Source organism: Sulfitobacter sp. (assembly GCF_036961165.1).
In the GTDB taxonomy this organism is placed as follows: domain Bacteria; phylum Pseudomonadota; class Alphaproteobacteria; order Rhodobacterales; family Rhodobacteraceae; genus Sulfitobacter.
The window spans coordinates 1-10,310 of sequence record NZ_JBALVJ010000094.1; the positions used below are offsets into that span (position 1 = coordinate 1).

Genomic DNA, 10,310 nt, shown 5'->3' on the forward strand with positions numbered 1-10,310 from the left:
AGATGCATCTTAGCCAAGCCGCAAAACTGTCCCAAAAAGCAGGACCACTTCAACCATGAGATGCGCAAGCTGATCCATGTGCAGGCCGACATGACGTGCAAGCGGTGCGGCGCTAAAGGTGATCTGTATTGGCGCATAGAGCGCGCTACTGGGCCGGAGTATCCACGGTCGGCATAGATGGACCTACTTAAAGTATCCGGCGAGAATTGCGATAATGCCAAGAGGCATTGCAGAACCGAACCCAACGGCAAATAGGAATCCACCACGCGGTGCAAGCCAACCAAAGCCATCGCATCACTGGCCGAAAGAAAACGCAAAGGAAAGAAAGCCGATAGCGATCATAAAGCTGCCGACTAGCATAGCTCCTCCCAATAGGGTGAATGCGATGTCAAAAAATCTGTGCACATACCTCATTCGGCTCGCATATCTTCAGTGCAGTAAAATGTCGATATGGTAGCAGAGTAGAGAGGCCATGGTCAGGAAAAACACGCCGGTGTGATCCGGCGGGTGATGTGATCTAGGTCGAGGATGATTAGTCGTTCCTGAGTTCGATCTCAATTTATTCCAAACCCTCTGGGGATTTTTCTAACGCGGCATCGACAATTTCGCGCAGCATCATTCTCGCGATTGTCTCTGCTGGACTATCCCCGACCTGCGTGGTCGTGCTGATACCATTGGGGGCTGTGACCGTCACCAAACCATTCTCAACCTCATAAGTGCCAGAGACTTCGATATTAATTTTGACTGTGTTCATGCTGCGTTCCCTTCGGGATGGATAGACACGGGCCAGATATTGCCGAATTCGGCAAGCGTTTCAATGATCCGGTCACGTAATGGCTGTGGGTGTGCAGGGTCGCGGTCGAGCGCTGTCAGCACGTCGAGCAGGGCGTTGTAATCGGTGTCAGGCAGGTAGGCGGCGGGGCTAGTCATGGTTGGCACTCCAAAGGGTTTATCGTATGGGCGAGATTCGCTGATCTGCTGAATTTTGGCAATACAGAAAATGAATCTAAGACATTGTTTTTGCGTAAGTAAATTCTAAATTTACAGCCCATTCACTCGATCTGCGGCTTGCTGGGCGCTTCGGAGTGGACGGGCATGAGTGTAGGGAGTGACAAATCCACCCAAAATACAGGTATCATATTACCCCATTTGGTGCTAGACCCTATTTTGCATCCATCAGGTCGCGGACTGTCGTGCCAGCCGACGCTTGCGCTGCCTGTTCACGTATGTGAGAGGCCTTCTCCTCGGGCGTCATCGCTTTGAGATTTTTACGCGGAACAATCACGCGGCCCTCTTCCTCGGCTTTTTTCCAGCGCTGAGCCTTCTGATAATCGTTCCAGAGAGGCCTTCCTTCTGGGCCTTTACGGTAGGCGATGATCTCCAATTGACGCGGCGAAAGAACAAATTTACGCGAAGTTTTTGGCTTTGGCTCCTTCAGGGCCGCAAGAAATTTATCGCGGTGCTGTGGTTGCGCAGCTTGCGGTGACGACACCGGTGCAGCGTCAGGCGCAGGCTTTCTAGCGAGGACGTCAGACTTCGCTTCGAGCTCTTCTCTATTCTCCGCGTCCTGTAGCTGTGCGAGCTCTTCGACGGTAATGTCGGGTTCTGGAAAAAACGGGCCTTCGCCTAAGTCCAGCGCGTCGAGGTCCAGCCTATCAAGGTATGGCATTGCTGCAGTGTCGGTCGCGTCCCGATCTTCAGCTTCAATGGAGTCGAGTTCGGTCAGAAAAGTGAGTTCTGCACCGGAGTATTCGCGGTCATCTATCGCTGATTTGAATTTCTGAGATTCACTTGCGTGATCTGCCATGGCATTGTTCTCTGATCACAGTTGAGATTTGAAGCGCTCCGATGTCCCAGCATCGGGGCGCTTTTCTATTGTGGGGTCAGGCGGCGCGCGCCTTCGCGGATTCCGCTTCGATCAAGTCCGCGAAGTCGGACGCGATATCTGAGGCCCATGTTTTTGTCGTCGCCTCACCGCTAGGGATTGCGACTTTGAGAGAGGTGCCACGGCGCGACACGCTGTAATTGTGATCGACGTAACCAAATGCACCGGGGCTTTCTTTACCGTCTACAAATTCGCGGATCGTTGCGGTCAACGCCGCAACACCCTCGTGTGTCAGCGGTGTCTGTGCCTTGCCATCGAAACAGATCAGCAGGCCGTCCGAAGCTGCGCGGATTTGCACACCGGGGATGGTGTGATCTACCAGCCCCTGTGTGCGGGCGAATTTGATCAGCTCGCCAATGGCGGCGCTCAGGGAAGCGGCACCTGTCAGCTCTGCGATCTCTTCAAGCTGCGCTTTGCGCTCACCTGAAAGCCGGATGTGGCCGGGGGAAAGAATTGTCATTGGGTATGTCTCCAAGGTTTCTACATCCCGTATACACGTTAACGTGTGGCTGGGCAGGGGGTTATGCTCAAAAAACGCTTAAAAACAATGCGTTATTATATGTTCTAACGCTGACCCTGTTTTGATAAGCGTGACGGGTTCTGTCTGATTGCGGTTATCACATTGATAATCCGCGCCCTATTATCACAAGCGTGACAGGCGAATGTCTCATCGGGTGCTGCGCTCACCAAAGAATGTGAGAACAAAACGGAAACTGTCACGCTTAGAAAGCAAGTATATAACTAACTAAGAAACTACTTACTAATAACTATAATAGACGAAAATCCTATTATCATAAGCGTGACGCTTCCCTAACTCACCCCTGCGGGGCTCGCCTGCTCGCTGCGCTCGCACTGTTCTTGTCGTTCGTCCGGAAGGGTAAGAGGGTTCTCTATTCCGGCTGATAAGAGGGCTTACTTGACAATTTACCACCTCTCCGGATACGGACGGGCTACGGCAATCGGTCAAGTGTGCCGCGCTCCGGACCAAAAGCCTACAAGTACCGCGCTGCGGACTCTGTAGGGTGCCGAAGGATTGGATCTCGCCTGCCTTGGTTGCAAGGGTGGCCCAGACAAAAGACCCCGCTGTGGGGGCCGTTTTTGACCACACCATAAGGGGATTGTAATAAAAGAAGTTTATAGACTGGGCGAACAGCTGTGAAGCTGCTGTGATCGAAATAAACAGCAAAGGCAAAGCGAAATTTAGGTGACTGCTAGATATACGCCATAGAACATCAGGACGTAGAAGGCGCCGCCGGCGAACAACGCTGCAGTAAGTTTTGCTTGTATAAACATTCGTTAACTATATTCTAGAATGGTTAACAAAGTGTTACGCCTTGCTGCTCTGATCACTCAGGGCCGCATGACATATGTATTTTTGATTTCGGTCATTTGATAAGTTTAGTGGGTGACTGCTAGCACCGTAGACCAGTATTAGGAAAAGTGGTTTAATTTTGATTAAGCCTTGGCAGTGATGAACCATGGACCTGAAAAAATGGGATGCACTCGAGGCAGAGATTGCCGAGATGGTTTTGAGCGGATCCCTGCCATTTAACAAAGCAATAGGCGCAGTAGCCCAAAGGTATCCCGAAGAGAATGTAAGAATTCTGGTTTTGGCGAGCATTTCCTTCTGCTCTAGTATCGACCAATTCTTCGGACTGGCGGCCTATAATGATCTGCTTTCATCAAATAAGCGCTATGAGACGCTAGCCGCTTTGTCAGTAGACATTGCAGTAATGCCTGAGCAATCCCAGACTTTTGCTTGCCTAGTCGGTTATTGGACGCGGACTAATGATGGTATGTTCTTAGCCTAAATGGGAAAGATGGTCGCTTCTGACCTTATGTCTCCTAGGTGAATGAGTGGCGCAGCTTTGCGGTGAATGACCGCGGCGCGCTGGCAACAGCTGACCATTCTTTGCAGGTCCATTTGAGCGGGGCAGGCATGCCGTGCGGCTGATATAGAAACGCCTGCCACCCGCCAAGGTGTTCAAAGAATGCCCGGATCGTCACCATTTCCTCGGGTGCTAATCCATCCCAGCGCAAGGTGATCATATTGCGAATGTGATTGAGACCACGCGGTGACGATTGAGAATAGCCGTCACCGAATGCCGCTTCGTTCAAGCTGATCTCGGGGCTGTGCTGCGTTCTGAGCGATGGTGCCGCGGGTGGCGCGAATGTAGGCAGGGGCATGGGTTATCTACGATTGAGGGCGTTGCTGGGGCGAAGCTGGCGCGCAATCTCGCCTACCACCACGCCGCGCATTGTTTCTTCCATCTGTTTGCCCAGACGTTTGGCGAGGTCGGCATTGGCATCAGGTGTGCGGCCGGATGCGTTCACCGTGACCGGCGCGCTGATTTCAATCGAGGGCGCAGCGGTGCTGGCGCGGGCCATAGGAAGGGCAGACGCAGAGCGGGCAGCACCTACCAGCCCACCGCCGGAATAGCCGCGCAGGGCGCTTGCATGAAGGGCGTCAAGGTTGCCAACGCCAAGGGCCGCGGTCGGGGCTTTGGACAGGACATACTCACCTTTGTGAACAACGCCAGCCGGTTCAAACTTGCCACCGTTGCCAGTGTATCCACCGGATGCAAAACTACCGCCCAGTATTTTGAGGATGTTACCAAACGCGCCACCACCAGCACCAGCGCTACCAAAGGCGTCCAGCAAGCGTTGCTTGAGACTGAGCTTGATCACTTCAAGGATCAGCTGGCCCACGGCACCCTTCGCTGTCAGCGCACCTGACGCAAGCCCTTCGAAGACATTTGCCACCCGATCAGCGCCAGCCTTGCTGGCATTTTGCACTTCTTCGATCTTATCTGCGGCGAGTTCAGCGGCGTTGCCCGCCTTCACATATTCGCCTGCCAGCTTGTCGACCTGCGCGCGCAACTCTGGTGTATCTGCTACACTAGCACGTTGCGCAGCGGCCAACAGTTCGGCTTTTGTGCGCGCAAACTCGAGGGCGTCACCGAGCGCCATGTGCGCACCAGTAAGTTCAGCCAACGGCTGCGCTTCGATCCGTAATGCATTGGTTTCCTGCGTTATAGCTTCGACCTCGTGTTCAAGGTCGTTCTGGCGTCGCGCACCACCACCAGCACCGCGACCACTACCACCGCCACCACTGGACGGCTCTGGACTACCAAACGAAGCGTCGATCGAAGGCAGGTTCGGGCGCGGTGATGTCGTCACGGCCAAGCCGGGTGTTGCTGCGCGGTGACCGTTGCGGCTTCTCGGGCCGGGGTCCATGTTCTCCAATGGCGTGATCTCACCTTCTGGTGATGCACCCGGCAAGCTCGCGCGCAGCTCACAGGCCTTTGTAGCGGCCTGTGCCAGCCGTGTGATCAGACCACCTACCTGTGCGATCACATTGCCAAAGGTGGCACGGTCGATTGCTTCGATCTCGCCAAGGGCGGTGTTTGCCGTGTCTGCGGCAGCTTGCATCCGCTGTGCGAAGTCATCTGCGCTTATCGTGCCGTCCTGCATTTCGCCCGTAAGCGTGCGCATTTTCTCCGATGCGTCCACAAGGGCGTCTGCTATGTTGTTGTAGCCCAGCTGGCGCAGGGTCGCTGCGGCCTGCATAAGGCTTGATCCGGTGTTGTCTGCTACATCACCAAGGGCTTCATACTGGCGGCGCAGGGCCGCGATCTGGTCTGCGTTCTCGCCTGCGGCGTCTGGTCTTGTCACGGTTTAGTTCCGGTCTCTTTCGAGCAATGTTTGCTATGAAGGAGACAAGAAATGGTAACGAGATACACAGACGAGTTTCGCCGTGATGCTGTGCGCATCGCAACCACCAGTGGCCTGACGCGGCCGCAGGTTTCATCCGACTTAGGGGTTGGTCTTTCGACGCTGAACAAGTGGGTTCAAAAGCACCAACATGATGACCTGATGTCTGGACCGCACGAGGATGTGGAAAAGGAAAATACCCGCCTTCGCAAAGAAGTCCGTCTGCTGCGCGAGGAGAGGGAAATTCTAAAAAAGCGGCGATCTTCTTTGCAGGCCAAAGCCGATGAGGTTTGCGTTTATCGATGCCTGGAAAGAAGTGTGGTCCGTCGAAATTCTGTGCCGCGTCATGCAAGTCACGTCCCGTGGTTTTCGGGCCTGGAAAGTTCGTGTTATGAGCCAACGTCAGCGTGATGACATGGTAATTTTGGCCCACATCCGAGAACAACACCGCCTTAGCCTGTAAAGCTATGGTCGACCACGCATGACTGAGGAACTGCAGGAATTGGGGCTGAACGTCGGACACCGCCGGGTTGGCCGGCTGATGCGTGATAACGGGATAAAGATCATAAGAACCCGCAAATACTAGGCTACAACTGATAGCAACCAAGCCTTCAATATAGCGCCAAACCTATTGGACCAGGATTTCTCTGCCGATGCGCCAAACCAGAAATGGGCAGGTGACATTTCCTATATCTGGACCAGTGAAGGCTGGTTGTATCTGGCTGTGATCCTTGATCTGTATTCCCGCCGTGTTATCGGTTGGGCCGTCAGCAATCGTATGAAACGGGACTTGGCAATCCGGGCGCTGGACATGGCTGTAGCGTTGCGGCAGCCGCCGGAGGGATGCACTCATCAAACGGATCGTGGGTCGCAATACTGTTCAAACGAATACCAGAAACTCTTGTCCAAACACGGTTTCAAAGTGTCAATGAGCGGTAAAGGAAACTGCTACGACAATTCGATGGTCGAAACGTTCTTTAAATCCCTCAAGGCAGAGCTGATCTGGCGCAACCGTTGGGAAACACGGCGGCAGGCTGAAGGGGCAATATTCCAATACATCAATGGGTTCTACAATCCACGACGGCGGCACTCGTCGTTAGGGGGCAAAAGCCCCTTGGCATTTGAACGAAAGGCCGCCTAAATGAACTGAGAGACCGGAACGTAAGTGGGACAAGACCAAGTAGTGCGGCTTATGCCCCATTCCCCCCTTTTGTCTTCGGCCCAACTCTATTGTCGCGAGTTGGAAAGGGCGGAGTGCTCCGGAAAATAGAGTTTTTCTAGAACCGAGATTGAGGTTTGTTGCGAGGGGGGAGGGCGGGCCCAAAGCTCCGCCGCAGTCATGCCGCCACCCCGTGTCATACGATCTATCATCGTTGCTCTGCGTATACCCTTATCAATTTATGAATCTGAAACGCGAGAAAACCTGCAGTTTCTTTATGGGAAATATATTCTGTGAACCCCAACATATCCCCAAAAAAAACTTATCATAAAACTTTTCAGAAAATACTACGTCATAAATTTCTCATAACGTTAAATATAAAATTAGTAAAAGTTCACAATCCGTCCATATTTAGAACTCAAAATCACTAACCTCCTGTTCGAAAATATTGTGAAATGGAGGACGGAAATGTATATAGTTTTGGACGATACAGAATATTCAACAAATGAAATTTCATCAGATCTGTTTGGATTAAATTTTGTACTATCTTACGATCTGGAATTTCTGGAAGCAGGCCCTCTTCTAGATCTACTAAGCACTTTGCAACCTAAAAATTTGCGCTATCCGGGAGGATCAATTACCGAAATGATGTTCGCACAAGTAGAGTATGGACAAAATAATTGGGCCACACAGTATTTTGATTCATTGCAAAACGGTGTGACGCAGAGGGAAAATATGCACGCCTTTGTTCAGTCTGCTGCTGACATTGGAGCAAGTGCTCAACTGGTTCTGCCGACAAGTTTCGCATTTGAGCAGTCTGCAGGTCAAGCAATTGCGTCAGGAGATTATGGCTGGCGTAGGGATATTGATCCTAGATACTTTGAGCTCTTAAGTGACTACGTGAATGAATTTTTGTCAGTTGCAAACGAAAATGGTGTGGAGATATCTAGACTAGAGATTGGTAACGAATTTTGGGGATCAGGTCGTATGACCGCTTCGGAATATGGATTTCTGGCTGCTAGCGTAACAGAGTACCTAGCAGAACATTTTCCCAGTCTAGACGTCATAGCGCAAGTTTCGTATATCGCCGGATTTTTCAGTCCAGTTGAAGAATCTCCTGTCTACTTACTAAAAAATGGCGATGATTACGATGTCTACTTTCCATGGCAGGATCTTACTGAGATGCCAAACTTAGCCGAGCATATCTTGCCTGCCCAAGGATCAGGTGTCGGCCAAACACAAGATATTGCGTCACAATTTAGAGACAATCCGATTGCCCTTTCCGAACTGGATGGAATTGTAGATCACCTATACTTTAGAATGGGATTTGATGGAATTGATAATGAACGGAATTTTGGGCTGATTGCAATTCCCCAGACCTTTCTAGATACAAGCGGCTTGGAGACTATTGATACCTTCATCACTGAGTGGAGTGTCCGCAATATTACGGGAGATCGCGGGAGTGAAGGTACTAATCATACCGGACTTCAGTATGCAAGCTCGACTTTAGAAGCATTTTTCGAACTGGCAGAACATAATGTAACCGGGGCGAACTTCTGGCCTACGACCTTTGGGGATGAAAGTATCGATAGAAGAGTTCTTATTGACACCAGCGATCAGGACTTGACGTTTGGAGGAGAGATATTTCGATTGCTTTCTACCAATCTGGTAGGCATGAATCCGATATTTGACTACGGTGTTGACGGTGAAATCGACATTCATGGTTTTGCAGGCTCTGATAGCCAGGTTTTCTATGTAAGTGAGCGCTCAGGAGCACAGTCTGATGCAAGAATTGATTTTTCAAACTTCTCATTTGATGGCCGTGTATTTATAAATGTTACCTACTTAAGTGGCGATGGCAAAACAGGTACCGAAATCAACTCAAATCCAATTATCACTGAATTAGGCGGAACCATGCTAGATTCAAATTTGATCGATTTAGAATTGAGTCCATGGTCGCTTGCAGTGGTTAATGTTCAAAATGTTACATCATCAGACGATACTCTAAGTGGGACGGCATCGAATGATTATATTGCAGCCGATGCCGGAAATGACCTTGTTCAAGGTGGTGCAGGAGATGATCGGATTTACGGCCAGTTTGGTCATGACACAATAGACGGAGGGGTCGGAGACGATTCACTCTACGGTGGTTGGGGAGACGACTCAATTAGTGGTGAGGGCGGCGATGATTTCATTTCAGGAACGTTTGGTGATAATACCTTAAGCGGTGGCGCAGGAAACGATATCATAAAGGGCAGCGATGGTGATAATTTAATTATTGGTGGTTCTGGTCAAGACAATATAACGCTAGGGCTGGGTTCGAACGCAGTTTATGGTGGCCACGGGAACGATGAAATTTCTACATCCTCGAATCTAATTGAATTCAGTGATGGGACTTTTGCTTTCAATGCAAGTTTGTATTCTCAAACTGGAGTATTGCAGTTCATATCGATTGACGGATTTCTTGAACACCGGGACGTTATCCATGGTGGTGAAGGTAATGATACACTTAACCTTTCCGATGGCCAAGATGCATTTTTCCTTGATAATTTTTATTCCGATTTTCATCTGTCTATTGCGCTTGAAGAAGGCGCTGAAGAGCCACCTGGGGTAGCAAGGATCTCGGGGGTAGAAGCTATATATGGCGGCTTAGGTAACGATATTATCGACTTAACGAGCGATCAATATTTCCTAGATGGGGATAGAATTGAAATTTTTGGTGGTGATGGAAGCGATACGATCTGGGGGTCTGGCGCCAATGAGACTCTTTCTGGTGGCGACGGAGACGATATTCTTTACGGAGGAATCGGAGCTGATTTGCTTATTGGTGGAATTGGTGCCGATAGTTTTCAGTTCAGTATTTTGGACAATCAGGATCGTATCTTGGACTTTAACTACGATGAAGGGGACCGGATATACGTTTATGGGGCAGGAGGGAGTATATATACTTCTGTTGTATGGAAGGATGGAGAAATAGAGGTTGCCGTAGATTTTGGTTCATCGATGATACATTTTTCTGTTGATCTAGTGCTGCACGAAGCAAGTTCAGCATTGGAGATGTCCCCAGATCTATTATCAACTATCCTAGTTATTGTTTAGTGAGAGTTTGAATGATTTTACCAATATTGCTTCTTGGAGGCTTTGGCATCTTGATGGCATCGCTCACTGACGGGTTGGATAATGAAGAAAGTGATCTTGAAGGTGATGAAACACAAGCCTTCGGAGATTTGAATGAAGAGCTAGTTGAGCCTCTTACAGTAGATTTTGATCCGGTCGTAGGTACACAACCATTCCCTGAGATGACAGGTAGTGATGTGGATGCTCAAGTTGAATCCATTGTGCACGATGGATTTGAAAGCGAAACGCCATCCCTTGCAGATGTTTCGGAAGATTGCGTGAATGACGGAACCCAGTTGACAGGTATAAATGTCTTCACACTTGACTTTGAAAGTGCTGTGTTTAGCAACACGACTGCTCCGTTGGAGGATTTTAATGCTAGGGCACCTCGATTTTTAAGCATTTTCGTGGCCGCGCAGCAGTGCGTTTGGCGTG

Annotated in this window: 9 protein-coding genes and 1 pseudogene; 4 read left to right on the top strand and 6 right to left on the bottom strand. The window is 50.2% G+C overall.

Going from position 1 to position 10,310, the window contains the following annotated elements:
• Positions 1-559: 559 nt before the first annotated feature.
• The 4 genes from V7730_RS20310 to V7730_RS20325 all read right to left on the bottom strand — a co-directional run bounded on the left by V7730_RS20310 (position 560) and on the right by V7730_RS20325 (position 2,345).
• Positions 560-754: a hypothetical protein gene (locus V7730_RS20310; protein ID WP_335749392.1), complete on the bottom strand. Its 195-nt coding sequence runs from the start codon at positions 752-754 to the stop codon at positions 560-562.
• Entirely contained in the window at positions 751-930 is a 180-nt protein-coding gene (locus tag V7730_RS20315) for a hypothetical protein (protein WP_335749393.1), read from the bottom strand. Before V7730_RS20315 ends, V7730_RS20310 begins: the two co-directional genes overlap by 4 nt.
• A gap of 232 nt (positions 931-1,162) precedes the next feature.
• A complete protein-coding gene (locus tag V7730_RS20320; RefSeq protein WP_335749394.1) occupies positions 1,163-1,807 on the bottom strand; it encodes a hypothetical protein in 645 nt (214 codons plus the stop codon).
• 76 nt (positions 1,808-1,883) lie between these two features.
• The gene (locus V7730_RS20325; RefSeq protein ID WP_335749395.1) at positions 1,884-2,345 is read right to left on the bottom strand and encodes a hypothetical protein; all 462 of its coding nucleotides are present in this window, start codon (positions 2,343-2,345) and stop codon (positions 1,884-1,886) included.
• Between the two features lie 1,018 nt (positions 2,346-3,363).
• Here V7730_RS20325 and V7730_RS20330 point away from each other — a divergent pair.
• Positions 3,364-3,696 carry a hypothetical protein gene (locus tag V7730_RS20330; protein ID WP_335749396.1) on the top strand — a complete coding sequence of 111 codons (333 nt, stop codon included), beginning with the start codon at positions 3,364-3,366 and terminating at the stop codon, positions 3,694-3,696.
• A gap of 34 nt (positions 3,697-3,730) precedes the next feature.
• Here the strand turns inward: V7730_RS20330 and V7730_RS20335 are convergent, their stop codons facing one another.
• Together V7730_RS20335 and V7730_RS20340 are read right to left on the bottom strand one after the other, a co-directional pair.
• Positions 3,731-4,072 carry a phage tail protein gene (locus V7730_RS20335; protein ID WP_335749397.1) on the bottom strand — a complete coding sequence of 114 codons (342 nt, stop codon included), beginning with the start codon at positions 4,070-4,072 and terminating at the stop codon, positions 3,731-3,733.
• A 3-nt stretch (positions 4,073-4,075) separates the two neighbouring features.
• Positions 4,076-5,560, bottom strand: coding sequence for a hypothetical protein (locus V7730_RS20340; RefSeq protein ID WP_335749398.1), 1,485 nt, complete (start codon positions 5,558-5,560; stop codon positions 4,076-4,078).
• A gap of 51 nt (positions 5,561-5,611) precedes the next feature.
• Between V7730_RS20340 and V7730_RS20345 the strand changes: the two are divergent.
• From V7730_RS20345 to V7730_RS20355, 3 genes and pseudogenes are all read left to right on the top strand, one after another.
• Positions 5,612-6,740 (top strand): annotated as a pseudogene (locus V7730_RS20345) (IS3 family transposase).
• Positions 6,741-7,226: 486 nt separating this feature from the next.
• Positions 7,227-9,857, top strand: a complete 2,631-nt coding sequence (locus V7730_RS20350) for a calcium-binding protein (protein ID WP_335749399.1) — start codon at positions 7,227-7,229, stop codon at positions 9,855-9,857.
• Between the two features lie 11 nt (positions 9,858-9,868).
• Positions 9,869-10,310, top strand: a 442-nt coding sequence (locus tag V7730_RS20355; protein ID WP_335749400.1) for a hypothetical protein, incomplete at its 3' end; no start/stop codon positions are given.

Coding starts and splice junctions, on each gene's coding strand:
- V7730_RS20310 (WP_335749392.1), bottom strand. CDS start 754: ATGAACACAGTCAAAATTAATATCGAAGTCTCTGGCACTTATGAGGTT.
- V7730_RS20350 (WP_335749399.1), top strand. CDS start 7,227: ATGTATATAGTTTTGGACGATACAGAATATTCAACAAATGAAATTTCA.
- V7730_RS20320 (WP_335749394.1), bottom strand. CDS start 1,807: ATGGCAGATCACGCAAGTGAATCTCAGAAATTCAAATCAGCGATAGAT.
- V7730_RS20335 (WP_335749397.1), bottom strand. CDS start 4,072: ATGCCCCTGCCTACATTCGCGCCACCCGCGGCACCATCGCTCAGAACG.
- V7730_RS20330 (WP_335749396.1), top strand. CDS start 3,364: ATGGACCTGAAAAAATGGGATGCACTCGAGGCAGAGATTGCCGAGATG.
- V7730_RS20315 (WP_335749393.1), bottom strand. CDS start 930: ATGACTAGCCCCGCCGCCTACCTGCCTGACACCGATTACAACGCCCTG.
- V7730_RS20325 (WP_335749395.1), bottom strand. CDS start 2,345: ATGACAATTCTTTCCCCCGGCCACATCCGGCTTTCAGGTGAGCGCAAA.